This window comes from Massilia sp. 2TAF26 (assembly GCF_052115005.1).
Classification (GTDB): Bacteria; Pseudomonadota; Gammaproteobacteria; order Burkholderiales; family Burkholderiaceae_D; genus Telluria.
On sequence record NZ_JBFRFV010000014.1, the window covers coordinates 117,340 to 143,683 of the forward strand.

23 protein-coding genes are annotated in these 26,344 nt (G+C 65.4%); 11 read left to right on the top strand and 12 right to left on the bottom strand.

Going from position 1 to position 26,344, the window contains the following annotated elements:
- Positions 1-173 precede the first annotated feature (173 nt).
- Positions 174-539: a DUF4844 domain-containing protein gene (locus AB4Z32_RS16090; protein ID WP_442122857.1), complete on the bottom strand. Its 366-nt coding sequence runs from the start codon at positions 537-539 to the stop codon at positions 174-176.
- 13 nt (positions 540-552) lie between these two features.
- On the bottom strand, positions 553-2,007 hold the full coding sequence (locus AB4Z32_RS16095; protein ID WP_442122858.1) for an NAD-dependent succinate-semialdehyde dehydrogenase: 1,455 nt from the start codon (positions 2,005-2,007) through the stop codon (positions 553-555).
- 231 nt (positions 2,008-2,238) lie between these two features.
- Between AB4Z32_RS16095 and AB4Z32_RS16100 the strand changes: the two genes are divergently transcribed.
- The 3 genes from AB4Z32_RS16100 (at position 2,239) to AB4Z32_RS16110 (ending at position 5,977) form a co-directional block, all read left to right on the top strand.
- Positions 2,239-3,000: a gamma-glutamyl-gamma-aminobutyrate hydrolase family protein gene (locus tag AB4Z32_RS16100; protein WP_442122859.1), complete on the top strand. Its 762-nt coding sequence runs from the start codon at positions 2,239-2,241 to the stop codon at positions 2,998-3,000.
- A 116-nt stretch (positions 3,001-3,116) separates the two neighbouring features.
- Positions 3,117-4,487, top strand: coding sequence for a glutamine synthetase family protein (locus tag AB4Z32_RS16105; RefSeq protein WP_442122860.1), 1,371 nt, complete (start codon positions 3,117-3,119; stop codon positions 4,485-4,487).
- 32 nt (positions 4,488-4,519) lie between these two features.
- Entirely contained in the window at positions 4,520-5,977 is a 1,458-nt protein-coding gene (locus AB4Z32_RS16110; RefSeq protein WP_442122861.1) for an aspartate aminotransferase family protein, read from the top strand.
- A gap of 42 nt (positions 5,978-6,019) precedes the next feature.
- Here the strand turns inward: AB4Z32_RS16110 and AB4Z32_RS16115 are convergent, their stop codons facing one another.
- Positions 6,020-7,477 (bottom strand): sodium:solute symporter family protein, encoded by a 1,458-nt coding sequence (locus AB4Z32_RS16115; RefSeq protein ID WP_442122862.1) that lies wholly within the window; start codon positions 7,475-7,477, stop codon positions 6,020-6,022.
- A gap of 135 nt (positions 7,478-7,612) precedes the next feature.
- Here AB4Z32_RS16115 and AB4Z32_RS16120 point away from each other — a divergent pair, with 135 nt between their 5' ends.
- Complete coding sequence (locus tag AB4Z32_RS16120) at positions 7,613-9,097, top strand: aldehyde dehydrogenase (RefSeq protein ID WP_442122863.1); 1,485 nt, start codon at positions 7,613-7,615, stop codon at positions 9,095-9,097.
- Positions 9,098-9,250: 153 nt separating this feature from the next.
- On the opposite strand, the gene AB4Z32_RS16125 is transcribed toward AB4Z32_RS16120, so the two are convergent.
- Entirely contained in the window at positions 9,251-10,006 is a 756-nt protein-coding gene (locus tag AB4Z32_RS16125; protein ID WP_442122864.1) for a LytR/AlgR family response regulator transcription factor, read from the bottom strand.
- Between the two features lie 14 nt (positions 10,007-10,020).
- Positions 10,021-11,061 (bottom strand): sensor histidine kinase, encoded by a 1,041-nt coding sequence (locus tag AB4Z32_RS16130; RefSeq protein WP_442122865.1) that lies wholly within the window; start codon positions 11,059-11,061, stop codon positions 10,021-10,023.
- Between the two features lie 183 nt (positions 11,062-11,244).
- On the opposite strand from AB4Z32_RS16130, the gene AB4Z32_RS16135 reads away from it, so the two are divergent.
- Positions 11,245-12,591 (top strand): glutamine synthetase family protein, encoded by a 1,347-nt coding sequence (locus AB4Z32_RS16135; protein WP_442122866.1) that lies wholly within the window; start codon positions 11,245-11,247, stop codon positions 12,589-12,591.
- A gap of 46 nt (positions 12,592-12,637) precedes the next feature.
- On the opposite strand, the gene AB4Z32_RS16140 is transcribed toward AB4Z32_RS16135, so the two are convergent.
- The gene (locus AB4Z32_RS16140) at positions 12,638-14,239 is read right to left on the bottom strand and encodes a response regulator (protein ID WP_442122867.1); all 1,602 of its coding nucleotides are present in this window, start codon (positions 14,237-14,239) and stop codon (positions 12,638-12,640) included.
- 169 nt (positions 14,240-14,408) lie between these two features.
- Between AB4Z32_RS16140 and AB4Z32_RS16145 the strand changes: the two genes are divergently transcribed.
- Positions 14,409-15,188, top strand: a complete 780-nt coding sequence (locus AB4Z32_RS16145; RefSeq protein WP_442122868.1) for a DeoR/GlpR family DNA-binding transcription regulator — start codon at positions 14,409-14,411, stop codon at positions 15,186-15,188.
- Positions 15,185-16,342, top strand: a complete 1,158-nt coding sequence (locus tag AB4Z32_RS16150; protein ID WP_442122869.1) for an MFS transporter — start codon at positions 15,185-15,187, stop codon at positions 16,340-16,342. Before AB4Z32_RS16145 ends, AB4Z32_RS16150 begins: the two co-directional genes overlap by 4 nt.
- Positions 16,343-16,376: 34 nt before the next feature.
- Here the strand turns inward: AB4Z32_RS16150 and thpR are convergent, their stop codons facing one another.
- The gene (gene thpR, locus AB4Z32_RS16155) at positions 16,377-16,892 is read right to left on the bottom strand and encodes an RNA 2',3'-cyclic phosphodiesterase (RefSeq protein WP_442122870.1); all 516 of its coding nucleotides are present in this window, start codon (positions 16,890-16,892) and stop codon (positions 16,377-16,379) included.
- 16 nt (positions 16,893-16,908) lie between these two features.
- Positions 16,909-17,778 (bottom strand): 3-methyl-2-oxobutanoate hydroxymethyltransferase, encoded by an 870-nt coding sequence (panB, locus tag AB4Z32_RS16160; protein WP_442122871.1) that lies wholly within the window; start codon positions 17,776-17,778, stop codon positions 16,909-16,911.
- Positions 17,779-17,934: 156 nt separating this feature from the next.
- Here panB and AB4Z32_RS16165 point away from each other — a divergent pair, with 156 nt between their 5' ends.
- The 4 genes from AB4Z32_RS16165 (at position 17,935) to AB4Z32_RS16180 (ending at position 24,426) form a co-directional block, all read left to right on the top strand.
- A complete protein-coding gene (locus tag AB4Z32_RS16165; protein WP_442122872.1) occupies positions 17,935-19,173 on the top strand; it encodes an anion transporter in 1,239 nt (412 codons plus the stop codon).
- Positions 19,174-19,254: 81 nt separating this feature from the next.
- The gene (locus AB4Z32_RS16170; RefSeq protein ID WP_442122873.1) at positions 19,255-20,016 is read left to right on the top strand and encodes a peptidylprolyl isomerase; all 762 of its coding nucleotides are present in this window, start codon (positions 19,255-19,257) and stop codon (positions 20,014-20,016) included.
- A gap of 46 nt (positions 20,017-20,062) precedes the next feature.
- The gene (locus AB4Z32_RS16175) at positions 20,063-23,131 is read left to right on the top strand and encodes a peptidase domain-containing ABC transporter (protein ID WP_442122874.1); all 3,069 of its coding nucleotides are present in this window, start codon (positions 20,063-20,065) and stop codon (positions 23,129-23,131) included.
- Entirely contained in the window at positions 23,128-24,426 is a 1,299-nt protein-coding gene (locus tag AB4Z32_RS16180) for a sigma-54 interaction domain-containing protein (RefSeq protein ID WP_442122875.1), read from the top strand. Before AB4Z32_RS16175 ends, AB4Z32_RS16180 begins: the two co-directional genes overlap by 4 nt.
- A gap of 11 nt (positions 24,427-24,437) precedes the next feature.
- Here the strand turns inward: AB4Z32_RS16180 and AB4Z32_RS16185 are convergent, their stop codons facing one another.
- The 4 genes from AB4Z32_RS16185 to AB4Z32_RS16200 all read right to left on the bottom strand — a co-directional run bounded on the left by AB4Z32_RS16185 (position 24,438) and on the right by AB4Z32_RS16200 (position 26,160).
- A complete protein-coding gene (locus AB4Z32_RS16185; protein WP_442122876.1) occupies positions 24,438-25,196 on the bottom strand; it encodes a PP2C family protein-serine/threonine phosphatase in 759 nt (252 codons plus the stop codon).
- Between the two features lie 29 nt (positions 25,197-25,225).
- Complete coding sequence (locus tag AB4Z32_RS16190; RefSeq protein WP_442122877.1) at positions 25,226-25,516, bottom strand: hypothetical protein; 291 nt, start codon at positions 25,514-25,516, stop codon at positions 25,226-25,228.
- Positions 25,517-25,607: 91 nt separating this feature from the next.
- A complete protein-coding gene (locus AB4Z32_RS16195; protein WP_442122878.1) occupies positions 25,608-25,886 on the bottom strand; it encodes a hypothetical protein in 279 nt (92 codons plus the stop codon).
- Between the two features lie 19 nt (positions 25,887-25,905).
- The gene (locus tag AB4Z32_RS16200; protein WP_442122879.1) at positions 25,906-26,160 is read right to left on the bottom strand and encodes a hypothetical protein; all 255 of its coding nucleotides are present in this window, start codon (positions 26,158-26,160) and stop codon (positions 25,906-25,908) included.
- Between the last annotated feature and the right edge of the window lie 184 nt (positions 26,161-26,344).

Here is a 26,344-nt window from a genome sequence, read left to right on the forward strand (position 1 = left end):
GAACATCTGGGGTCCAGGCAAAACGTAGGCGGAGGTAGGCAGTGCGGTCGCTGCTGGTTGGCGGGGTTGGGCCAACGCAGTGGGATGTCACTGGTTGTGACAATGAGTGAGATTCTAGTAGGACAAGTCCTACAAAACAATCAAAACGTTGCCGTGTGGAAAATCAACAACGTTCAAATACTTCCCAGATAACAAGCCAGCAGGCCGTCCGAACTCCCGATCCCGAGGAGGTCCATCAGGCGCTCGAGTTCGCTACCGAAGTGTTCCCTCGCCTCGGTATCTTCCTCCTGCACCAGTTCCAGCGACTGCTGGAACTGCTTCATGACCCAGAACTTGGTCGGATGCGCTTCGATGCCGGCCAGCAGGCGCGTGGCCAGGTCGCCCAGCACCACCGCCAGGCGCTCGCGTTCCGCCGACGGGTTCATGCCCGGCAGGTCGGCCAGCTTGGGACCGTCGCGGAAGGCGCGCAGCTGTTCGAGGACGCGCGGCATGATGAACAGCGGCGCATCCTCGACATCGGACATGGGATCGTAGGCCATGTTCGGTCCGTGCTCACATGCCGCCGAGGCAGATGTACTTGATGACCAGGTAGTCGTCCATGCCGTACTTGGAACCTTCGCGGCCCAGGCCGGACTGCTTCACCCCGCCGAAAGGCGCGACCTCGTTCGAGATCAGGCCGGTGTTCACGCCCACCATGCCGGTCTCGATCTGCTCGGCCACGCGCCACACGCGGTTGATATCGCGCGCATAGAAATACGAGGCGAGGCCGAATTCCGTGTTGTTGGCGAGGGCGATGACTTCCTCTTCGGTCTTGAAGCGGAACAGCGGCGCCACCGGACCGAAGGTTTCCTCTTCCGAAATCAGCATGGCCGGGGTCACGTCGGCCAGCACGGTCGGCTGGAAGAAGCTGTGGCCGAGTTCATGGCGCTTGCCGCCCAACAGCAGGCGGGCGCCTTTCGACAGCGCGTCGGCGATGTGGTTCTCCACCTTCACGAGGGCCTTGTCTTCGATCAGCGGACCCTGGTTCACGCCAGGCTCCATGCCGTTGCCGACCTTGAGTCCCTTGACCTTCTCGGTGAAGCGGCGCGCGAATTCGTCGTACACGCCGTCCTGCACATAGATGCGGTTGGCGCAGACACAGGTCTGGCCGGCGTTGCGGTACTTCGAGGCGAGCGCGCCCTCGACGGCCGCATCGAGGTCGGCGTCGTCGAAGACGATGAAGGAAGCGTTGCCGCCCAGTTCCAGCGACAGTTTTTTCACCGTCGGCGCGCACTGTTCCATCAGCAGGCGGCCGACCGGGGTCGAGCCCGTGAAGCTCAGCTTGCGCACGATCGGGTTGGCGCACATTTCGGCGCCGATCGCCTTCGCATCGCCGATCACGACCGAGAACACGCCGTTCGGCACGCCGGCGCGTTCGGCCAGCACGGCCAGGGCCAGGGCGGAGAACGGGGTCAGCTCGGCGGGCTTCAGCACGATCGGGCAGCCGGCGGCGAGGGCCGGGGCCACCTTGCGGGTGATCATCGCGGACGGGAAGTTCCACGGGGTGATGGCGGCGCAGACGCCGATCGGCTCCTTGGTCACGATCAGGCGGCGGTCGCGCGCCGGCGATTCCAGCACGTCGCCTTCGATGCGCTTGGCCTGCTCGCCGAACCATTCGAAGAAGGAGGCGGCGTAGCCGACTTCGCCTTTCGCTTCGGTCAGCGGCTTGCCCTGTTCGGCGGTCATGATGGCGGCCAGGTCGTCCGCGTTCTCGAGCATCAGGTCGTTCCACTTGCGCAGGATGAGGGCGCGCTCGCGCGCGGTCTTCTTGCGCCATGCCGGCCAGGCGGCATTCGCGGCCTCGATCGCGCGGCGGGTCTCCTGCGCGCCCATGTGGGGCACGGTCCCCAGCGATTCGCCGGTGGCCGGATTGGTCACCGTCACGGTCTGGCCCTCGCGGGCATCGCACCATTCGCCGTCAATATACGCCTGTTGGCGCAGCAGGGAAGGATCTTTCAGGTTCAGCATGGTTTCCTCGTGCTTGTTCGTATTAGAGGACAAAGATACCACGCAATGCGCTACGTCGTTCCCGCTACTCTTATGCAAGCGCTGCCGTTCGTGTTGGCACCGTTTCCGAGTTGACGATAAGATTTTGTTATCGGTTTTCTGAACAGTTGATCTGCATCAACGGCCACTCGCACCTGGATCAGATTGCAGTATGATGGTCCGTGTGCGCCTCACTTCACAAAGGTAGAGAACATGCGCCCGATCGTTATCGTCCCCGCTTGCACCCGCGATTTCGGAGAACATCCTTATCACGCGGCCCAGCACAAGTATGTCGATGCAGTCGTGATCGGCGCCGATTGCGCGCCGATGATCCTGCCGTCGCTGGGGGAGACGCTCGACCTGGAAACCATGCTCGACCTGTGCGACGGCATCATGCTGACCGGCTCGGCATCGAATGTTCATCCCAGCTATTACTCCGAAGAACTACTCGACCCGACCCTGCCGCAGGATCCGGCGCGCGACCAGACCACGCTGCCCTTGATCCGCGAAGCGGTCAAGCGCGGCATTCCGATCATCGCGATCTGCCGCGGCTTCCAGGAGATGAACGTGGCGCTGGGCGGCAGCCTGTTCCAGGCGGTGCAGACGGTGCCGGGACACTTCGACCATCGCGAGAATCCCGAACTGGGCATGGACGAGCAGTACGGCGATGCGCACAAGATCCGCATCATCGAAGGTGGCATGCTGCACGGCATCCTGGGCAAGGACGAAATTCCCGTCAATTCCCTGCACGGCCAGGGCGTGAACGAACTGGCGCCCGGCCTGACGGTGGAGGCGGTAGCGGAAGATGGCCTGGTCGAGGCGTTTTCCGTCTCCACCTCGCCGGGCTTTACCCTGGCCGTCCAATGGCACCCGGAATGGCGCATCGCCCACAATCCGCACTCGATGAAGATGTTCGGCGCCTTCGGCGACGCCTGCCGTGCCCGCTTTCAATCCAAAAAACGGAAGAACTTATGACCGCCTATGAAAAATGGGCGGCCCGCTCCGTTCCATAGCGTCCCTGTTCAGACCAAACCGCGCGCCGCGGGCCGCGTTTGCGCGCCCGCGTTCATTCAAGGAACAGAGGAACCATCATGGCTATCCGCGACAATTTTTCATACAACGACATGGACGAGTGGCTCAACGGTAAGCGAGTCACCGAAATCGAATGCCTGGTCCCCGACCTGACCGGCGTCGCCCGCGGCAAAATTTTGCCACGTGTAAAATTTACCGAAGACCGCGGCATGCGCCTGCCGGAGATCGTGCTCGGCATGACCGTCACCGGCAACTCGCCCGAGAACGACGATGCCTTCGACCGCGCGATCTCGACCACCGACCGCGACATGATCCTGAAGGCCGATCCCGGCACCATCACGATGGTGCCGTGGGCCGTCGATCCCACCGCCCAGGTCATCCACGACTGCTATTTCTCCGACGGCCGCCTGGTCGACTTCGCCCCGCGCAGCGTGCTGCGGCGCGTGCTCAAGCTGTACACGCAGAAGGGCTGGAAGCCGCTGGTGGCGCCCGAACTCGAGTTCTACCTGACGGCCAAGAACATCGATCCCGACCTGCCGCTGGCCGCGCCGATCGGCCGCAGCGGCCGCTCCGAGACCAGCCGCCAGGTGTACAGCATCGACGCCGTCAACGAATTCGATCCGCTGTTCGAAGACATCTACGACTACTGCGACATGATGGGCCTGGACGTCGACACGCTGATCCACGAGATCGGCGCCGGCCAGATGGAGATCAACTTCCAGCACGGCGAGCCGCTCGGCCTGGCCGACAAGGTCTTCTACTTCAAGCGCACCTTGCGCGAGGCCGCGCTCAAGCACGACATGTACGCCACCTTCATGGCCAAGCCGATGGCGGGCGAACCCGGTTCGGCGATGCACGTGCACCAGAGCGTGGTCGACGGCGAGACCGGCCAGAATATCTTCAGCGACGAAAACGGCGCGCCGTCCGAGCTGTTCCGCTGGTACGTCGGCGGCCTGCAGAAGTACATGCCGTCGGCGATGGCGATCGTCGCGCCCTACGTGAACTCCTACCGCCGCATCGTGCGCCGCACCGCCGCGCCGATCAACCTGCAGTGGGGCGTCGACAACCGCACGGTCGGCATCCGCGTGCCGGTGTCGGGTTCGCAGGACCGCCGCGTCGAGAACCGCGTGATCGGCGCCGACGCCAATCCCTATCTGGCGCTGGCCGTGACCCTGGCCTGCGGCTACCTCGGCATCCAGGAACAGATCGAGCCGACCCCGATGGTCGAGGGCAGCGCCTACAAGATGGACGTCGAACTGCCGCAGGGATTGCCGGAGGCGCTCACCCTGCTGCGCCGCGAAGACCGCCTGCGCGACATCCTGGGCGAGCGCTTCATCGACGTCTATTCGGCGGTGAAGGAACTCGAGCACCAGGAGTTCATGACCGTCATCAGCCCGTGGGAACGGGAACACTTGCTGCTGCATGTATAAGAAAGAGCGTCCAATAACGATGGGAGTCGATCATGGCAAGCGACATTGTGACGGCCGACGTGCTCGCGCCGGTCCGGGAGGTGGACAGCCCGGGAACATTTGACACGCGCGCGCTGCAGGAGCTCGACAGCGCGCATTACCTGCATCCCTTCACCGACCACGGCGCGCTGCGCGAACGCGGGGCGCGCGTGATGGTGCGCGGCGACGGCATCTACCTGTGGGATTCTGAAGGCCGCAAGCTCATCGACGGCATGTCCGGCCTGTGGTGCGTGAACGTCGGCTACGGCCGCGCGAGCATGAGCGCCGCCGTGGCCAGGCAGATGGACACGCTGCCTTTCTATAACAGCTTCTTCAACACGACCAATGTGCCGGCGCTGATGCTGGCGGCGCGCCTGGTCGAACTGGCGCGCAAGGTCGATGCGGGCATGCAGCACGTGTTCTTCACCGGCTCGGGCTCGGAAGCCAACGACACCATCGTGCGCATGGTGTGGCGCTACTGGCAGCTGATGGGGCAGCCGCAGCGCCAGGCCATCATCAGCCGCCGCAACGCCTATCACGGCAGCACCGTGGCCGGCGCCTCGCTGGGCGGCATGGACGCCATGCATGCGCAGGGCGCGCTGCCGATACCCGGCATCCACCACATTGGCCAGCCGAACTTCGCCGAGCATGGGCGCGGCATGAGCGAAGCCGAATTCGGCCTGCACGCGGCCGGCTGGCTGGAAGAGAAGATCCTCGAACTCGGGCCCGACAAGGTGGCCGCCTTCATCGGCGAGCCGGTGCAGGGCGCGGGCGGCGTGATCATCCCGCCGCCGACCTACTGGCCGGAAATCCAGCGCATCTGCGACAAGTACGGCGTGCTGCTGGTGTCCGACGAAGTGATCTGCGGCTTCGGCCGCCTGGGCACCTGGTTCGGCTGCCAGCTGATGGGCTTCCGGCCCGACCTGATCGCCTTCGCCAAGGGCGTGACGTCGGGCTATGTACCGCTGGGCGGCGTGCTGGTGGGCGCCAGGGTCGCGCATACCCTGGTCGAGAAGGGCGGCGACTTCAACCACGGCTTCACCTATTCAGGCCACCCTGTCGCCTGCGCGGCGGCGCTCGAGAACCTGCGCATCATGATCGATGAAGGCCTGGTCGAGCGCGTTCTGCTTTCGACCGGCCCTTACCTGAAAGCCGCGTTCGGGGCGCTGGCCTCGCATCCGCTGGTGGGACACGCCGAGAGCATGGGCATGGCGGCGGGCCTGAACCTGGTGCGGCGCAAGGGCGCCACGCTGCACGACTGCGAAGCCTTCCCGCGCGAACTGGCGGTAGGCATGGTGTGCCGGGGGCATATGTTCGACAACGGGGTGATCATGCGGGCGGTGGGAGACCGGATGATCGTGGCGCCGCCGCTGGTGATGAGCTGTGCGCAGATCGATGAGATGGTGGAGCGGATCAGGTTTTGCCTGGACCTGACTTTGGATGATGTGCGCGGAAGAGGGTGGATGGACTGACAAACTGAAAGGCCCCGAACATCAGCCGGGGCCATTTACGATTTACACACTCAACGCCGTCTTGTGCGGCTCATGCCGATTCTTGAGCACCTGCGGCGCCAGCGACCCCACGATCATGCCCGCGAACGCCGCGATCAGCCCGGCCAGCTGTCCCGGGAAATGCTCGCCCAGTGACGAGAGCTGCGGGAAGAACACGATCCAGACCGCGATGCCGGCCGCGATCGACAGGATCGCGCCCTGGGTGGTGGCGCGCTTCCAGTACAGGCCCATCACCAGCGGCACGAAAGCGCCGACCAGTGTCACCTGGTAGGCCGAGGACACCAGTTCGTAGATCGAGGTGCCCTTCATCGCGATCGCGTAGGTCAGCACCAGCGCCGCGAACACGACGATGGTGACGCGCATGGCGAACAGCTGCTGGCGGTCGCTCATCCCCGGGCGCAGGTTCTTGAGGATGTTCTCGGTGAAGCTGGTCGACGGCGCCAGCAGGGTGGCCGAGGAGGTGCTCTTGATCGCGGAGAGCAGCGCGCCGAAGAACAGGATCTGCATGATCAGGGGCATCTTCGTCATCACGAAGGTCGGCAGCACGCGCTGGTAATCGCTCTTGGCCAGTTCCATCGCATCGTTGCCCATCACGATCACGGCGCAGGCGACGATGAACATCGGGACGAAGGCGAACAGGATGTAGCTGGCGCCGCCGATCACCGCGCCGGCGCGCGCGGTCGGCGCGTTCTTGGCCGACATCACGCGCTGGAACACGTCCTGCTGCGGGATCGAGCCCAGCATCATCGTCACGGCCGCGCCGACGAAGAAGGCGATGTCGGTGAACTTCGCCTGCGGCAGGAAATTCCACAGGTCCTTCTGCTGGATCATGTGCAGCACGGCGCCGGTGCCGCCGGCCAGCTCGGACGAGAACACGGCGATGATGGACATGCCCACCACCAGCACGATCATCTGGATGAAGTCGGTGATCGCCACCGCCAGGAAGCCGCCGACCACCACATAGATCAGCACGGCCAGGGTACCGACGATCATGCCGGCGGTCTCCGACATCGCGCCGCCGGTCAGGACGGAAAAGACCAGGCCCAGCGCCGTGATCTGCGCCGCCACCCAGCCCAGGTAGGACAGGATGATGGCGGCCGAGCAGAACACCTCGATGCCCTTGCCGTAGCGCGCGCGGTAATAGTCGCCGATGGTCAGCAGGTTAAGCTTGTACAGGCGGGCCGCGAAGAACAGGCCGACCAGGATCAGGCAGGTGCCGGCGCCGAAGGGGTCTTCGACCAGTCCGTTCAGGCCGCCCTGCACGAACCTGGCGGGAATGCCCATCACGGTCTCGGCACCGAACCAGGTGGCGAAGGTCGTGGTGATCACCATGATCAGCGGCAGGCTGCGGCCGGCCACGGCGAAGTCGGACGTGTTCTTGATCCTCGTGCCGGCCCACATGCCCAGGCCCAGGGTGCCCAGCAGGTAGAGCACGACAGACGTAATCAGGATGGTATTCATTAAGTGCTCCGGGCAGCGGGAAAGAGGAAATTCTGGCTGGAAAAATTCGCGATTATAGCGGCATAAATCGTCAATTGGATCGATTTTGTTTGCTAGTATCGGCCTGACAACAATCATGACTCCAGAGGGGACACAATGACTACCGAATCCTGGCATGAACGTTCCAAAACGGTGCGGATCGACGGCCGCGCCGTCATCGATGGCAGGCGTATTGACGCGGCCTCCGGCGCCCGTTTCGACTGTATCTCGCCGATCGACGGACGCCAGCTCGGCGAGGTCGCGCGCTGCGGTCCCGACGACGTCGACGCCGCGGTCGCCAGTGCCCGCGCCGCCTTCGACGACGGCCGCTGGTCCGCCAAGGCACCCGCTGATCGCAAGCGCGTGCTGATCCGCTTCGCCGACCTGATGCTGGCCAAGCGCGACGAGCTGGCCCTGCTGGAGACCCTCGACATGGGCAAGCCGATCCGCTACAGCCGCAGCGTCGACGTGCAGCTGGCCCAGAACTGCATCCGCTGGTACGGCGAGGCGATCGACAAGATCTATGACGAAGTGGCGCCCACCGGCCAGGACAGCCTGGCCCTGATTCAGCGCGAGCCGGTGGGCGTGGTGGCCGCCATCATCCCCTGGAACTATCCGATGCTGATGGCGGCCTGGAAGATCGGCCCGGCTCTCGCCGCCGGCAACAGCCTGGTGCTCAAGCCTTCGGAAAAGGCGCCGCTGACTTCACTACGCCTGGCCGAGCTGGCACTGGAGGCCGGCGTGCCGGAAGGCGTGTTCAACGTCCTCCCCGGCTACGGAGGCGAAGCCGGCAAGGCCCTCGGCCTGCACATGGACGTCGACTGCATCGCCTTCACGGGCTCGACCCGGGTCGGAAAGCAGATCCTGCAGATGGCGGGACAGTCGAACCTGAAGCGCGCCTGGACCGAGTTGGGCGGCAAATCGGCGAACATCGTCTGCGCCGACTGCCCGGACCTGGACGCCGCGGTGGCGGGCGCGATCGGCTCGATCTACTTCAACCAGGGAGAGAGCTGCAACGCGCCTTCGCGCCTGTTCGTCGAAGAGTCGATCCGCGAGGCCTTCCTGGATAAAGCCCTGGCCCTGATGCCGAAGTATGCGCCGGGCGATCCGCTCGACCCGGACACCGTGATGGGCGCCATCGTCGACGGCATCCAGATGAAGACGGTGCTCGGCTATATCGAAGACGGCAAGGCGGCCGGCGCGCGCCTGCTGGCGGGCGGACGCGCCGCGCGTGCCGAGACGGGCGGCCTGTATATCGAGCCGACCCTGTTCGATGGCGTCGACGCCTCGATGCGGATTGCGCGCGAGGAGATCTTCGGGCCGGTTTTATCCGTGCTGTCCTTTACCGATCTGGATGAGGCGGTGCGGCAGGCGAACAGCACGCCCTACGGGCTGGCGGCGGCGGTGTGGACGGCGGACATGAGCAAGGCGATCCGCACGGCGCGCAGGCTGCGGGCCGGGACCGTGCATGTGAACCAGTATGACAATGACGACATCACCGTGCCGTTTGGCGGCTATAAACAGTCGGGGAATGGGCGCGACAAGTCATTGCATGCGTTTGACAAGTACACGGAGTTGAAGACGACCTGGATTCAGGTGTGAGGAACGGGAACGCAAGGAGCGACCCGCAGCCGCTGACCCGTCGTTCCCGCGAAGGCGGGAGCCCAGGTTCGTAGCGACTCGGCAAACTTGGGTCCCCGCCTTCGCGGGGACGACGTTGACAAGGCGCGGGTCGAAACGAGTTCCGCGCAGCTCTCAAATCGCCATCTCCCGCAACACCTTCGAAGCCTCCCGGCTCGCCGTCAGCATCGTCCCGTCCCGCATCTGGATGAGCAGCTGCGACTGGTCGTCCGCCCGCATCGAATCGACGAAGTCCAGGTTCACCAGCGCCGAGCGGTGCACACGGATGAAGCGGGTTGGATCGAGCTGGGCTTCGAGTTCCGAGATGCCGATGCGGACCAGGAAGGTCTGGCCGCGCGCGGCGATGGCCGTGTACTTCGAATCCGCTTTCAAATATTCGATCTCGTTCAGCGACAGCGGGAAGATGCGGCCGCGGTCACGCACCAGGATGCGTTCGAGGCGGCCAGCGGGTTGACCTTCCTTGCGCCGCGTCGCCTGCTCGAGCGCCGCATCGACGATCTCGCGCGGCGGCATGGGCGCTTCCAGCAGGCGCGCCACCGCGGCGTCGAAGCGGGCGCGCGTAAAAGGCTTGAGCAGGTAGTCGACCGCGTTCAGCTCGAAGGCCGTCACCGCGTACTGGTCGTAGGCGGTGGTGAAGACGATGTCGGGTGCGCAGCTCAGGCGGCGCAGCACTTCCAGGCCGGTCATCTCCGGCATCTGGATGTCCATGAAGACCACGTCCGGGCGGATCCGGTTGATCTGCTCGAGTGCCGTGGCGCCGTCGCCGGCTTCGCCCGCCAGGCGCAGGGCGGGGTGGGCGTAGATGGCGTCGCGCAGCAGGTCGCGGGCCAGCGGCTCGTCCTCGGCGATGAATACGGTTTTCGTGTTCACAGGGCTTCCTTCATTCAGGCGGATTCGAGCGGGATCGACATCGTCACGACGAAACCGGCGCCGGGCGCGGTGGCGATCGAGAGAATGCCCCTGGCGCCGTACTCGAGCTGCAGGCGGCGTTCGACGGTGCGGATGCCGAGGCCGTTCGACTGCTTCACGATGGCGGGGTCGGCGCCGGGCCCGTCGTCGCCGACGGTCATAGTCAAGGCTCCGGCCTCATCGTCGACCCGGGTGCGGATGCGCAGCAGGCCCGGGCGGCTGTGCGGATTGAACGCGTGCTTGATGCTGTTCTCGACCAGCGGCTGCAGCGACAGCGCCGGCAGCGCGATGCGGGCGGCATCAATGTCGAGTTCCCACTCGACCTTCAGGCGCGCGCCCAGGCGCAGGCTTTCCAGCTCGAGGTAGTCGCGCACGAAGCGCAGCTCGTCTTCCAGGGTGACGCGGTCGCTGCCGCTTTTTTCGGTGTCGAGCACGTAGCGCAGCATGTCCGAGAACTGGAACAGCGCGGTCTCGGCGGCTTCGGGATTGCGGCGCGTGAGCGCGATGATCGAGTGCAGGGTATTGAACAGGAAGTGGGGGTTCAGCTTGTTGCGCAGGGCGTTCAGTTCGGAGGCGACCAGCAGGGCATGGGCTTGCTGGATGGCGATGGCCTGGCGCTGGCGCGTGGCGTTCAGGCGCACGACGTGGAAGGCGGCGGCGACGACGCCATAGGTCATCGCGCCGTAGAGGATGGGCCAGACGTACCAGCCCAGCGCCTGGCTGAATCCGTTGATCGTGGCGATCAGGCTGTAGATCGCGACAGGGTAGGAAAAGGCGCCGACGATATGAACGCATATCAAGCTTCCCAGCGCCAGGCGCTTGCGTTCCAGCCAGCCGCTCAGCGGCCACAGCAGGGCCAGGAACAGTGCCTGTGGAAGGCTCCAGAAAACCGGCGCCGAGGCACGCCAGTTGACGTGCCCATGCCGCAGGTCATCCGCCTGCAAGGCAATCGCCAGAAGGCAGAGGTAGGCGAGCCAGCCGCAGGCATAGATGCGCCACATGCGGGCCGTGGCCATTCTTTCGGTCGTTTGCAATTCCATGCCGAAAGTATGACGGAGAAAACGCGGTGTGGAACAGGCAATGACGCCAACTGCAGAATTCAGGCAACGAATTGCGGCATCAGGACGCGGGTCCAGCCGCGCGCGGCGGCCCGTAGGCCGGTGCTATATTGATCCGCAGCGGGGCAAGCGAGGAGCGTGATGGCCGAAGCAATCAGCGGGGACATGCGGGACTTTCTGCGAGAACACAACATCCACGAGGTCGAGTGCGTGATCGCGGACATGACCGGCATCGCCCGCGGCAAGATCCTCCCGAAAGACCTGTTCCTCACCGGTGAGCACATGCGCCTGCCGAAGAGCGTGCTGCTGAATACCGTCCACGGCGAGCAGCCGAACAACACGCCCTACGTCGGCTCGACCGATCCCGACATGATCTGCGTGCCGGACCCGGCCACGATCCGCGTCGTGCCCTGGGCCACCGAGCGGGTCGCCTGCGTGATCCACGATTGCCAGAACTTCGACGGCAGCCCGGTCGAGCTGGCGCCGCGCGCCGTGCTGCGGCGGGTGCTGGACAAGTACCGCGAGCGCGGCTGGCGGCCGGTGGTGGCGCCGGAGATGGAGTTCTACCTGGTCGCGCGCAACACCAACCCGCACGAACCCTTGAGCCCGCCGACCGGCCGCAGCGGCTTCACCGAGCAGGGCCGGCAATCCTATTCGATCGACGCGGTCAACGATTTCGATCCCTTCTTCCTGGAGCTATCGGCCTTCTGCAAGCAGCACGAGCTGGGCGTCGAGACCCTGATCCACGAGGCCGGCGCCGGCCAGATGGAGATCAATTTTACCCACGGCGACGCGCTCGAGCTGGCCGACCGCGTCTTCCTGTTCAAGCGCGCGGTGCGCGAGACGGCGCTGCGGCACGGCATCTTCGCCACCTTCATGGCCAAGCCGATGGAGACCGAGCCCGGCAGTGCGATGCACGTCCACCAGAGCATCGTCGACGACAGCGGCCGCAACATCTTCTCGGACGAAGATGGCGGCGAGAGCACGCTGTTCCGTCAATTCATCGGTGGGCTGGAAAAATACCTGCCTCCAGCGACCTTATTATTCGCACCCCATGTAAATTCCTACCGCCGCCTGTCGCGCTTCCAGTCGGCGCCGATGAACGTGCACTGGGGCTACGACAACCGCACCTGCGGCATCCGCGTGCCGAACGCCGGCCCGGCCAACCGCCGGGTCGAGAACCGCGTGCCGGGCGTGGACGTGAATCCCTACCTGGCGATGGCGGCGACCCTGGCCTGCGGCTGGCTGGGCATGACGGAAGGCCTGCAACCGGCCGCGCCGACGCCCGACAGCGCCGAGCACATCCACGGAGAACTGCCGCGCAACCTGGAGGACGCGATCCAGCAGCTGCGCGGCTGCCCGGCGCTGGCGGCGATGCTGGGGTCCTTGTTCGTGCAGGCTTTCTGCGAGGTGAAGGAGCTGGAGTTTGCGACGTTTTCGCGGGTGATCAGTTCCTGGGAGCGGGAGCATCTGATGCTGCTGGTGTGATGCGTAGGGTCCCCGCCTGCGGGGACGAGGGTGCGAGCGCCAACGATCAAACGCAGGGCAGCGTGATCGTCAACCGCGTACGCCCATCCCCGCTATCCATCGAAGCCCCGCCACCCTGCACCTCGGCCATCAGCCGGATCGAATACGTCCCCAGCCCGCTGCCGTCTTCCTTGTCCGCCGTCGCGTACTTTTCGAAGAAGCGTCCGTGCATGGCCGGCGGCACTTCGCCCTCGTTGTCGATCGCCACGTGCAGCTTGCCGTAGCCCGGCGAGACGTCGATCCTGATCGTGCCGCCCTCCGGCGAGGCTTCGGCCGCGTTCTTGAAGGCGTTCGAGAACATCGAATAGCACAGCAGCGGTTCGCCCAGGCAGATCGTGTCGCTCGGCGCGTCGAAGCGGATCTCGATGGCGCTGGGCGCGAAGGCGAGGCGGGTCTGCCGGGCCACGCGCTCGAGCAGGGCGCCCAGGTCGAAAGCCTGCAGCGCCGGCTGGTACTCGCCCTTTTCCATGCGGTAGATGTCGAGCGTGCGGTTGATCATTTCGAGGGCATTGTTGGCCGCCAACTCGATCATGCGCGCGTGCTCGCGCTGGATCTTGCTGAGGGAACTAGCCTGCAAGGCCTGGCTGCCGTGCAGGGCCACCGCCAGCGGGCTTTTCAGGTCGTGGCGGGTCATGCGTTCGACGTCCTCGCGCAGGTGGGCGTTCTCCACCAGCAGCTCGTTCTGGCGCTTCAGGTCGGCGGTGGCCGCGGCCAGGGTCAGGTGGGTCGCGATGCGCGCCTTCAGGATGGTCGGGTCGGCCGGCTTCGACACATAGTCGACCGCGCCCAGGCGCAGGCCGCCCACCACGTCGTCGACGGCGTCCTTCGCGGACAGGAAGATGATCGGGATGCCGGCCGTCTTCGGATTCGCCTTCAGCTGGCGGCAGGTTTCGAAGCCGTCCATCACCGGCATCATGATGTCCAGCAGGATCAGGTCGATCTGGAAGCTGTCGGCGATCTCGATCGCCTTGCGGCCGCTGATCGCCACCTTGATCGCGTATTCGTCCTTCAGGGCGCCGGCCAGGATCTCGATATTCGTCGGCACGTCGTCGACGATCAGCACCGTGCTTTTCTTGATGCGCTCGGCCAGCGGCTGCTGCAGGCCGATCACGTCGGCGGCGCCGGACGGTGTCCGCAATGGTGCCGGCGGTGCCGCCGGCGCCGGGGAAGCGGCAGGCGCGGGAGCGGCCGGGCGCGCGAACGGCGAGGCCGGGGCTTCCTGGGGCGCGCCGATCATCGCCATGAATTTGCTGGCGAAGCTGTGCACCGTGAAGGGTTTGATCATATAGGCGTTGACGCCGGCCTGCAGCGCGCTGCGCACCGAGGCCGGGTTCGACTCGGCGGTCAGCATCATGTACGGGGTCCTGGCGTAGCGCGCGTCCTTGCGCATCCAGCCCAGCAGCTCGAGGCCGCTCATGATGGGCATGCTCCAGTCGCCGATCACGACATCGATGTGTTGCTTGCGCATCAGGTCCTGGGCCGTCTTGCCGTTTTCGGCCTGGAAGATGTTGACGAAGCCGAGTTCGGTCAGCACCTGGCGGACCGCGGTGCGGATCAGCAGATAGTCGTCGACGATGAGGATGGAGGCGGACTTGTCCATGATTTTCATGTGTTTTTCTACCGGCCGAGTGTAACAACGAATAATCGTCCAACCAACTATCAGGCCACAATTTATTGCCAATATGCATACTAAATATGCACATTCGTGCATTTTAATTGCGTTTATTTGCACGTTTGCGCCTAAGCCTGTACATTATCGCGAACAAACAGGAGAAGCAATGCAGTTAGCAGAAGAACGTCGGCAACAGATCGTCGACATGGTGGACCAACAGGGGAAGGTGCTGGCGGCCGAGCTGGCGCTGCGCTTCCAGACTTCCGAAGACACGATCCGGCGCGACCTGCGCGATCTCGACGCCGCCGGCCTGCTGCGCCGCGTGCATGGCGGCGCGATGCGGCGCACCCGGGCCGAGCCCAGCTTCGGCCAGCGCAGCGACGATGCCGGCGACCGCAAGGCCATGCTGGCCCAGGCGCTGGTCGACGCCGTGCGCCCCGGCGACACCATCCTGGTCGATGCCGGTACCACCAACCTGGCCTTCGCCCGCCTGCTCGAAGACGGGCGCGCCGCCGCCGTCATCACCAACAGCCCGCAGATCGCGCTGGCATTGGGCGAACTGCGCAAGACGAAGGTGATCCTGCTGGGCGGGATCTACGCGGGCCATGCCGGCGCCGTGCTGGGTGCCCAGACCGTGGACGAGATCCGCAGGCTGCGCGTGAACCTGGCCGTGGTCGGCGTCTGCAGCGTCGAGGCCGACCGCGGGCTGGGCGCCAGCGATGCCGAGGAGGCCCAGGTCAAGCAGGCCATGCTGGCCTCGGCCAGCCGCCGCGTGGTCGCCGTCCTCAACGAACGGCTGGAGGCGCCGGCGCCCTTCCTGATCGCGCCTCTGATCGATGCCGATCAGCTGGTGCTGGAAGCCGACTGTCCGCCCGACGTGCTGGAGCGCCTGCGCCAGCTCGACCCCACCCCCGACATCAAACTCGCAGCGAAAGTCAAAGCATGAAGCCGGTCGAGAACCTTCAACCCGCCAGCGTAGCGACCGTGAATGCGGCGCGCTGGGCCATCTCCATCGTCTTCCTGCTGAACGGCACCGGGATCGGCCTGTGGGCGGCCCACGTGCCGCTGGTCCAGGCGCGCGCCGGCATCGATACCGGCACCCTGGGCTTCCTGCTGTTGACCATCGCCGGCGGCGCGATCGCGGCGATGCCGGTGTCCGGCTGGATGTCGGCGCGCTGGAGCACCCGCAGCGTCACCCTCGCGAGCGGCGGACTGTTCGCCGTCACCGGCGTGCTGCTGATGAACGCGGACGGCCTGCTGCCGCTGTTCCTGGCGGCCTTCGCCTTCGGCGCCAGCAACGGGGTGCTGGACGTGTCGATGAACGCCAACGCCAGCGAGGTGGAAAGCGCGCGCGGCATTCCGACGATGTCGTCCTTCCACGGCTTCTTCAGCCTGGGCGGGCTGCTGGGCGCGGCCCTGGGCGGCATGCTGATCGGCGCCGGCCTGGGCGACGGCCGCGGCGCGCTGATGGCGGGGATCGCGATCGCCGTCATCGTCGCGCTGTGCTCACCCTATGTGCTGCGGGTGGCGCCCTCGAAGCACGAGAGCCATTTCGCGCTGCCGCGCGGCCCGGCGCTCTTCCTCGGCCTGCTCGGCATGCTGTGCTTCGCGGTCGAAGGCGCGCTGGTCGACTGGAGCGCGCTGCTGCTGACCGAGCGCACCCGCGCCGAGCCGGCATCGGCGGCACTCGGCTATTCCGCCTTCTCGATCGCGATGGCGGCCTGCCGCTTCGCGGGCGACCGCCTGGTGCTGCGCTTCGGCGCGATGCGGGTGATGGTGATCGGCGGCCTCGGCATGTTCGCCGGGCTGACGCTGGCCGTGCTCAGCACCCACTTCGTGCTGTCGGCCTGCGGCTTCGCGCTGATCGGCCTGTCCGCGGCCAACGTGGTGCCGCTGATCTTCGCGGCCGCCGCGCGCATTCCGGGCATGTCGGCCGGCGGCGGACTGGCGACGGTGGCGACCCTGGGCTATGCGGGCCTGTTGCTGGCGCCGCCGCTGATCGGGTCGGTGGCGGCGCACACGAATATCGCGGTGGCGCTGGGCATCCTGTCCGTGTCGGGCGTCGTGATCGCGGCCAACGCGCGCGTCGTGAAGCGATGATGTGCATCGTGGGCTCACCGAGCCCGCGCAAAAGTCAGCGGTACTCGCGCAGCACTGTGTAACCGTCGCCATCCCCGGTCTTCGACTCGACCATCGTGTAATGGTCGATCTGCCAGTCGATCACCGGTCCATTCTGCGGAATCTCCGCACCGCGAGCCCGCCGCGCCATGGTCACGTGCGGCCGATAGGTCCGCGCCTCCGGCTCCAGCCCCAGGCCGGGCAGGGCGCCCGAGAGCGCGGCATGCAGGTCCAGCAGCGCCTGCGGCACCGAAGACGGCGCCAGCACCGCGACCCCGTTATGCCACAGCTCCGCCAGGTTCAGCTTCAGACGGAACGGAGACATGGGAACGGCCAGGCCGTCGAGCAGCGCAGGCAGGGACTCGCTTGGCTGGTTGCCGAGGAAGTGCAGGGTCAGGTGCAGTTTATCCGTGTGGACCGGCGAGGCGCCGCGCGGCCAGTCCCACAGCTCGCGCCATGCGCGCAGCTGCTCGCGCACGGCCGGATCCGGCCACAGGGCCAGAAAGAGGCGGGTGGTCGAAGAAGTCTCCATAGCCACCCTCCGCCGGTCAGAAGCAGTGTTCCGGTGCCGGGAAGCTGCCGTCCCTCACCGCCGCCACATAGGCTTCCACCGCGGCGTCGATGCTGGTCTGGCCATCCATGAAATTCTTCACGAAGCGCGCCTTGCGGCCTGGGAAGACGCCCAGCAGGTCGTGCATCACCAGCACCTGGCCGGAGCAGTCCGGGCCGGCGCCGATGCCGATGGTCGGCACGTGCAGCAGCTCCGTTACTTCCTTGCCCAGGCTTGCCGGCACCGCTTCCAGCAGCACCATGGCCGCGCCGGCGTCCTGCAGGGCCTGGGCATCGCGCTTGAGTTGCTCGGCGCCGGCGTCGGTCTTGCCCTGCACCTTGTAGCCGCCCAACTGGTGCACGAATTGCGGGGTCAGGCCGATGTGGGCGCAGACCGGGATGCCGCGCTCGGTCAGGAAGCGCACGGTGTCGGCCAGCCAGGCGCCGCCCTCGATCTTGATCATCTGGGCGCCGGCGCGCATCAGCGTGGCGCAGCTGTCGTAGGCCTGCTGGTTGGTGCCGTAGCTGCCGAAGGGCAGGTCGGCCAGCACGAAGGCGTGCTTGCGGCCGCGCACCACCGAGGCGGTGTGGTAGGCGACGTCGGCCACCGTCACCGGCAGGGTCGAGTCGTAGCCGGCGCAGACCATGCCCAGCGAATCGCCGATCAGCAGCATGTCGACGCCGCAGCGGTCCATCAGCGAAGCGAAGCTGGCGTCATAGCAGGTCAGCATGGCGATTTTCTGGCCGGCCGCGCGCATCGCCAGCAGCGAAGGCAGGGTAACCGCTTTGCGGGCCGGTTGCGCCGGGACCGGGCTCTCGCCGCCCGAACCTGCGCCTGCCATCTCCTTGCCCTGCAAATATCCGCTCATCGTTTTTCCTTTACTAATCGTGAAAAAGCCGCCGGGAGTGTTTCGCCGACGGCGTAGTGTAATGCCAAGACAGGTTTCCTGCCGGGGCGCCGCAAACTGGCGGTAGGCAATTTTATTAGCTTGTTAGAATCGGGGACAGTTTGCGATTGAAACAATATGACCACCACGATCCTTATTATCTTTCTTATCGTTTATCTCGGCATGATCCTAGGCGGGCTGCCATTCCTGAGGCTCGACCGGACCGGGGTTGCCCTGCTCGGGGCCATCGCACTGATCAGCATCGATGCCCTGAGCCTCGAGGACGCGGTGGCTGCCATTCATTTGCCGACGATGGCCTTGCTGTTTGCCTTCATGGTCGTATCGGCACAGATGCGTCTCGGGGGATTCTACGACTGGATCACCCGCAAGCTGGCCGGCTTGTCGCTGGGGCCGCCGGGGCTCCTGGCGGTGCTGGTCGTGATCGCGGCCGCACTCTCGGCCGTATTCAGCAACGATATCGTCTGCCTGGCGGTTGCCCCGGTGCTGATCGATGCCTGCAGGCGGCGTGGCCTGGCCCCGATACCTTTCCTGCTGGCACTCGCCTGTGCCTCCAATATCGGCTCGGCCGCGACCTTGATCGGCAATCCGCAGAACATGCTGATCGGCCAGACCTTGCGGCTGTCGTTCGACGGCTACTTCCTGGAGGCGATCGCTCCCGTCGCGCTGGGGCTGCTTGCAAGCTGGGCCCTGGTCGTGTGGCAGACCGGTGGGCGCTGGCAGGAAGCCGGCGATCCCGCGGCACAGTCGGTGCCGGCTCCCGAGCCGCACACCGCGGAAGTGCCCTTCGATGCCTGGCAGACGGCAAAGGGACTGGTCGTCGCCGGCGTGCTGCTGGTGGCGTTCCTTGTCGCACCGTGGCCGAGAGAGCATATGGCGCTCATCGGCGCCGGCATCCTCCTCATGAGCCGCCAGTTGCGTTCCCAGAACATGCTGGGCCTGGTCGACTGGGAGCTGCTGGTTTTATTCATGAGCCTGTTCGTCGTCAACCATGCATTCCAGCGCACCGGCATCGCCGCGGATCTCGTCGCCCGCCTTGGCGAACACGGGGTGCAGCTGGATCATCCGGCACCCTTGTTTTTTGCGACTTTCCTGCTTTCCAACCTGGTATCCAACGTTCCCGCCGTGATGCTGCTGATCCCTGTGGTCCACCACGAGATCGGCGGTGCGCTGCTTGCGCTGGTGAGCACCCTGTCCGGCAATTTGCTCATCGTCGGCAGCATTGCGAACATCATCGTGGTGGACGCCGCGGCCAGGCGCGGCATCGCCATCGACTGGAAACGCCACGCACGCGTCGGCATACCGGTCACCCTGGCGAGCCTGGGCGTCGCCGGCGTCTACCTGGCGCTGCGCTTTTAACCGGCACCGTCCCGCCGACATTGACTTTGCCCGACGGCCTGCTACAACGGATAGGACGAGGACGTCGACGAGGGAGAGACCATGGCCGGGATTGTGCGCATCGACGACACCGTCATCGATACGGAAGACTTCATCCGGACACTCAAGCTGACCGGGCAGTTCGAAGGACTCGTCGAGCAGATGGTGCGCGACAAGCTGACCGTGCTGGCGGCAAAAAAGCAGGGCGTGCAGCTGGCCCCGGAAGCGATCCAGGAGCGCGCCGACCAGTTCCGGCGCATCCAGGGACTGCACCGGGCGGCCGACATGAACCACTACCTCGACGTGCTGGGCATCAGCCTGGACGAGTTCGAGGATTTCATCGTCGACAGCCTGACCCAGGAAAAGATGATGGAACAGGTGTGCAGCCCGCAAGCCATCGAGCACTATTTCAAGCTTAACTCGCCGAAGTTCGACAGTGTCGAGATCAGCCATATCGTGCTCGACTCCGAAGGCAAGGCCAAGGAAATGATGTCGGCGCTGGCCGACGATCCGGACAGCTTTGCCGAGATGGTGAACGAGCATTCGGTCGGCGATGCGCGCGAGAACGGCGGGGTGATCGGACGGGTACTGCGCGGCTCCCTGCGGCCCGACATCGAGGCGCGCGTGTTCAATGCCGCGGCGGGCGACTTGCTGGGCCCTTTCCCCTCGGCCGACCGGACGTTGTTCGAAATCTACGCGGTCAACGCCAGGCATCCCGCGGCGCTGGACGAGGACACCACCGTGGAGGTGCGCCGCCTGCTGCGCGAGGAATGGCTGGCGGCGCGGGCGCAGGAGCACATCATCGAGGCCTGTCCCGCGCGTTGAGCTGGCGGCGGCCGCAACATGAGGGACGGGTTCGCGGGACACCGACATGGACTCAGTTGCGAAACAAGAGCAATCTCCCGCCGAATTCCTGGCCGCCGTCGAGATCCTGTCCGTCTTCACGGCCGAGGAGCTGGAAACGCTCGCGGCCGCGATCGAAACGCGTGCCTACGCCTTCGGCGATACCATCTGCAGCGCGGGCGACGCCGCCGATGGGCTGGTCGTCATCCGCTCCGGCTCGGTACGCATGTTCAGCGAGGAACATGGCAAGGAAACCAGCATGGGCGTGCGCAAGGCGGGCGAAGTGTTCGCCGAGATCGCCATGCTGCGCAGCTATCGGCACGAGCTGTCGGCGCGCGCGGCGCTGAAGACCGAGCTGTGGTTCATCCCGCGCACGGCGATCGAACCGGTCGTTGCCCGTAACCCGGCGGCCCTGGACTTCATCAACAACTATGTGGCGGTCAGCTCGGCAGGCGGCCTGGTTGCGCGGCTGTTCGATTTGCGCGGCAAGGTCAGCAAGCCCGAGCTGGACGATTTCGTACGCAGCGTCGGCGTCAAGCGCGTCAGCGCCGGCAAGGAGATCCTGAAGCAGGGATCGCGTGACGACCGCCGGCTGTACGTCGTACGCCAGGGCGAAGTGCGGGTCGTGGTCCACGACAGCAGCGACGAATTCGTGCTGGCCACGCTGGGCCCAGGCGAGATCTTCGGCGAGCGCGCCTCCCTGATGCGCCAGGAACAGCCCGCCACGGTACTGGCCTCGACGGACGCCACCGTGCTGGTCATCCCGGAGAAGTCCGCGCATTTCATCCTGGAGCGCAATGCGAAATTCCGCGAGGTGATCGAGGAGCGTATCCGCTTTCTCGAACGCGAACTGCATCGCCAGAAGAAACTGGCGGAGCGGCGCAAGCGGCCCGTCGTGCTCGATCTCGCATCCACTCCAGGGGCCGGAGAAAAAGTCATCAAGCGCTTTGCCTGGGTCGAACAGGCCGAGGAAATGGATTGCGGTGCCGCCTGCCTTGCGATGCTGTGCCGCCATTACGGCATCAACATGACGCTCGGGAAGCTGCGTGAACTTGCCAACGTGACCGCGCAAGGCGCCACCCTGGACAGCCTGGCGCGCGCCGGCGAGGCGCTCGGTTTCGGCACCCGCGGCGTGCAATGCACCTTCGATGCGCTGCAGGGCTTCGAGCTGCCCTTCATCGTGCACTGGGAGGGGTATCACTACGTGGTCGTCTACGGTGTCTCGCCAAGCCAGGTCTGGGTCGCCGATCCGGCCGTCGGCTTCAAGAAGATGAGCGTGGAAGAGTTCGAACGGGGCTGGAGCGGCACCTGCCTGGTGTTCACCCCCGGCGAGCAGTTGCTGCAGCTGACGGCAACCCGTTCGCCGTGGCTGCGCTTCGTCGGCTACCTGCGGCCCTACAGGAAAATCCTGCTGCACCTGTTCCTGGCCACCTTCGTGATCCAGATGCTGGGGATCGTCCCGCCCCTGATCATCCAGAACATCCTCGACGGCGTGCTGGTACACCAGAACGTCGGCCTGCTGCACCTGCTGATCCTGGGCCTCGTCATCTCCACCGTGTTCACCCAGGTCATGTCGACCCTGCGCGCCTACCTGTCCAACTACATGGTACGCAACCTCGATTTTTCGATGATGGCGCAGTTCTTCAAGCACACGATGTCCCTGCCGTATTCCTTCTTTGCCAAGCGCAAGACCGGCGACATCCTCGCGCGTTTCTCGGAAAACCAGACGATCCGCGCTTTCCTCACCGAGTCGACCGTGACGACCCTGCTGAACCTGCTGATGGTCTTCATGTATTTCACCATCCTGTTCTTCTACAACGTCAAGCTTACCCTGCTGCTGATCGGCTTCGTCATCCCGATCGTGGCGCTGACCGTGCTCGCGACGCCCCGTATCAAGGAGTACGCACGGGAGGTGTTTGCCGCATCGACCGACGCCCAGTCCTTCCTGATGGAGGCGCTGGGCGGCATCGAAACCATCAAGGGCATGGGCAGCGAGCGTCCCGTGCGCCTGAAATGGGAAAAGAAATACGTGAAGGCGCTCGAGACGCAATACCGTTCCCAATCGTTCAGCATCCTGGTCGGGCTGGCAAGCCAGGTATTGAATTCGGCCACCACGATCGTGATCCTGTGGGCCGGTGCGAGCCTGGTGCTGGCGCGCGAGCTGACCATCGGCCAGCTGATGGCCTTCAATGCCCTGATGGGCAGCGTGCTGGGGCCGCTGATGGGCCTGGTGGGCCTGTGGAGCCGCATGGGCGACGCCACGGTCGCGATGGAGCGCCTCGGCGACGTGCTCGACATCGAACCGGAACAGAAGCCCGCCGACGTCGCGGCGCGCGTCGTGCTACCCGACCTGCGGGGCGAGCTCAAGCTGGAGCACATGTATTTCCGCTACGGCGGCGATGACACGCCTTATGTGCTCGAGGACATCGACATCGACATCAAGCCGGGCCAGCTGGTGGCGATCGTCGGCCGCAGCGGTTCCGGCAAGACGACGCTGGCGAAGCTGCTGGTGGGCTTCTATCCGCCCAGCGAGGGCAAAATCTTCGTCGACGGCTATGAGATGAACGTCATCGACCGCGGCTATTACCGGGCCCAGGTCGGCTATGTCATGCAGAGCAACCTGCTGTTCTCCGGCACCATCGCCGAAAACATCGCCAGCGGCGACGACAGTCCGGACCGCCGCCGCGTCGAGGAAGTGGCGAAGATGGCCGATGCCCATGCCTTCATCAGCAAGCTGCCGCTCGGCTACGAGCAGGTGGTGGGCGAGCGCGGCGTCGGCCTGTCCGGCGGGCAGGTGCAGCGCCTGTGCATCGCGCGCGCTCTCTACCACGACCCGCGCCTGCTGGTGTTCGATGAGGCGACCTCGGCCCTCGACACCCAGTCGGAAAGCAATATCATGGCGAATATGGAAGCCATCCTGGCCGGCCGTACCGCCGTCATCATCGCGCACCGGCTCAGCACGATCATACGGGCCGACAAGATCGTCGTGCTCTACGAAGGAAAGATCGTCGAACAGGGGCGCCATGAGGAATTGCTGGCGCGGCGCGGCATGTACTACGAGCTGGTGCAGAAACAGCTGGGTGCGGGGATGTCATGAAACTGTTCAATCCCGGCGGCGAGCGCGGATCGGCGATGTCGTATGCGGCCTTGCTGGAAAAGATCGAGATCATGCGCTCGACCCTGCGCTGGGCCACCCGGCTCGAACGTCCGGACGTCGACARGCTGCTGCGCCAGGCGAATACGCTGCGCGACGAGGTCATGCAGCTGTCGCACAAGGAGCGTTTCGTCCAGGCCGTCGGTGCCGACATGGAACGCCGGACCGGGGAAGAACCGGTCGCCGAACCGCCGAGCGGCGAACGGCGCCGCGCACTGCTGGCGCGCAGCTTCGTGTTCGAAGGCACCTTCGGCGACAACCCCAAGCTGCTCGACGCCCTCGAGATCGCCGAGAAGGCGGCGCCCACCGACCTGCCCGTGCTGGTCGACGGCGAAAGCGGTACCGGCAAGGAGCTGATGGCCAAGGTGATCCACGCCAACGGCGCACGGGCCGACAAACCCTATATTTCGGTCAACTGCGGTGCGATTCCCGACAGCCTGCTCGAATCGGAACTGTTCGGTCACAAGAAGGGGGCGTTCACGGGCGCCTCCAACGACCGCAAGGGGAAGTTCGAGAGCGCGCACAAAGGCACCATCTTCCTCGACGAGATCGGCGAACTTCCCTTGCCCGGCCAGGTGAAGCTGTTGCGCGTGCTGCAGTCGCACGAAATCCAGCGGGTCGGTTCCGACGAGACGATTGCCGTCGATGCGCGCATCGTCGCGGCGACCAACAAGAACCTGCGCAAGCTGATCGAGCAGGGCACGTTCCGCGAAGACCTGTTCTATCGTCTCAGCGTGATCCACGTGACCTTGCCGCCGCTGCGCGAGCGCAAGGATGAGATCCCGTTGCTGCTGGCCTATTACGGCGACGAGGCGGCGGAGGCCCTGAAGCGGCGGCCGGTGGCGCTGACGGCGCGCCTGCGCGATTTTCTGCTGCGCTACGGCTACCCGGGGAATATCCGCGAACTGCGCAACATCATGTACCGTCTCGCCTGCCTGGCCGGCGAGACGGCCGACCTGGCGCACCTGCCGGAAGACATTCGGCCCGCGGCGGCCGGCACGACCGCGACACCAGGCGCTGGGGCGACGGCGGAGGCGCTCGCGGCAAGCGTGTCGCTGGCGGAAGCCAAACGGGCCGCCAGCGACGAGGCCGAGCGCCATTGCCTCGAGCGGGGATTGCAGGAAGTCGGCGGGACGGTAGCCGAGCTGGCGCGGCGCTGGGACATGAACCGCTCCCACCTGCAGATCCTGTTGAAGAAGCACGGCCTGCACTCGAAGGATTTTCGCAAGACCCACTGAGCGCACAGGTACTACAGTGCGGGGTTCATCAGGGTCTTGTCGCCCGACATGTCCGAAGCGCGCGCCACGATGACCGTCACATTGTCGCGGCCGCCATTTGCCAGCGCCAGCCCGACCAGGGTCTGCACCGCCTGGGTGCAATCGCCGCAGGCGAGCGTCTCGCGGATCGCCTGCTCGGGCACAGGGTTGCTGAGGCCGTCGCTGCACAGCAGGAAGATGTCGCCGTCCTGCGTTGCCAGGGTCGTCACGTCGAGCTCCAGCACATCGCTGGCGCCTACCGCCCGGGTGATCATGTTGGCGCCGACCGCCGCCGCCGCCGCATCCTCGCCGCGCGCGCGCAGCGCCGCCGCCTGGCTGTGATCGCGCGTGAGCTGCTGCAGGCGGCCATGGCGGTACAGGTAGATGCGGCTGTCTCCCGCCCACAGGCAGGCGGCCTCCGTTCCGCAGGCGAGCAGGACGACGGCGGTACTTCCGATGACCGGCACCTGCCGCACGCGCGCTTCGGCACGCAGGGTCGCATTGACTTGTCCGAGCCGCTCGCGCGTGGCGTCGATGCATTGCGCCATGTCGGCGGGAAGCGGCAGATTCTCGAGCGTATCGACGACTGTCCGGCTCGCCACATCGCCGAAGGCATGTCCACCCATGCCGTCGGCCACAGCCCACAAGCCCCGCTGCGGCTGGTCCAGGTAGGCGTCCTCGTTGCGGCTGCGCACCCGGCCCACGTCGGTGTGCGCGGCGGAAGTCCAGTGGAAGGTCGTGTTGCAGCTCATGTGCGGCTCGGATCCGGTTCAGGTCCGGCTCAGGTTCGATGCAGCGCCTTGTTCAGGCTGCTTTCGTCCACGCTCAGGTTCAGGTTGGCGTTCGCGCCGGTGTTGTTGACCGAGACCATCTGGTACTGGTTGATCATCTGGTCGGCAAAATTATTGATCTGGTAGAAGTTGATTACCGGGAATTGGCTTGGTCCCGCCTCCAGATAAGGCTGGATCCAGCCAAAGACCCAGGGCGCGCCATCGCCGCCATGGATCACCGACATTGCCTTGCGGTCCAGCGCCATGTTGGTGGGAAGATCTTTGACGGTAATGGTAGCCATGATGCCTCTCCGTACTGGAAGAAGGGAGACCGGAGGCCGGTCTCCCCAGTGTAGTCCAAATTTATCGGTTTTCCGACTGCCGTGCATGCCCTCAGCGGCGGATGATGGTGTTGCCGCCGCGTTGGGTCGCGTCGTTGTCCACGTGAACACCGTCGACGAAAGCGGCGCCGTTGGCGGTGGCGGTCAGGACATTCTGTTGCTGGCCCAGGTTCTGGACTGCGGAGATCGACGAGTCCTCGCTGCCGCCATAGCTCAGGTTTCCGAACGACCAGGACGGCGAACTTACTCTCCAGCCGCCGCGCACGGCGGACATGGTGGGACGGTCGAGTTGCTCGCTGCGGGCGAGGTCGGTGATGGTCAGGGTTTTCATGACGGTTCTCCCGGGTGGCTCAGAGTGCGGCGTGGTTCGCGCCCCACAGCGAGGCGGCCAGCTGGACGTCGGGGCCGACGAAGCCGGCGCCGATCACGGCATTGTTGTTGAGGACGTTTACGCTGATCTGCTGGAACTGGCCGAGCTGCTGGTTGACGTTCACGTTCACGTTGATGTCCTTGCCGAGGGCAGCGATGCCGCCCCGGACCGTCGACATTGCCTGCCTGTCGAGTGCGGCGCTGTGCGCCAGGTCGTGGATTGCGATGGATGACATGATGTTCTCCTGTTTAGTCCTGGTCGACGATCTCGTCAGCCGACGATCTTGTTCTGGCCGTTCTGGTGGACCTTGCTGTCCACGCTGACGCCGCCCAGGAAGGCCGAGTCGTTGGCGGTGGCCGTCATCACGTTCTGCATCTGGCCCAGGTTCTGTGCGGCGTTGATCGACGAGTCGTAGCTCG